Here is a 481-nt window from a genome sequence, read left to right on the forward strand (position 1 = left end):
TGCCGCCGTATACAACACGGTCCCGAGCGTTGCAGTTGCAAGTCGACGTACTCATCTTCAAGTACTGGTTGTACTTAGTGTTGTGGGCCTTGAAGTACACTCTGTTGTTCTCCCACAAGGTAATGAACTTCCAACTGACGAGGTCAGTGTGCTTGTCAACACCATCGCCGTAGGCAATTCTCTCATTCGAGGGATTGGTTGTGGAACCGAGCTTCAGAGCGAGGTTGTAGTTTCTGTAAATGAGCTTGACGTAGTTTCCGGCCATGATGAGTCTAAAGCTTAATGGGAAGTACTTTTTGACAATATCCTGTCCGTTGCCGACCCACAGCTTGTAGCAGTACTCCATGGTGTTCCGTCTCTTGTCAATGATCAGATTGTTAACTACATTTTGAACGATGCTGCCCTGGCCTTGGCTCTCGTATTCCAAGCTCTTACGTACAGCACTGTCGTAGTCACCGGTGAGGATGCTGTTGTACAGTTT

Annotated in this window: 1 protein-coding gene; it reads right to left on the minus strand. The window is 48.0% G+C overall.

Translation table 11 applies throughout. The features are described from left to right. Positions 1–481: hypothetical protein (locus F0U47_RS22730; RefSeq protein WP_149752343.1), on the minus strand; the 481-nt coding region annotated here is incomplete at both ends.

The organism is Nocardioides antri (assembly GCF_008373765.1).
GTDB classification, from domain to species: Bacteria; Actinomycetota; Actinomycetes; order Propionibacteriales; family Nocardioidaceae; genus Nocardioides; species Nocardioides antri.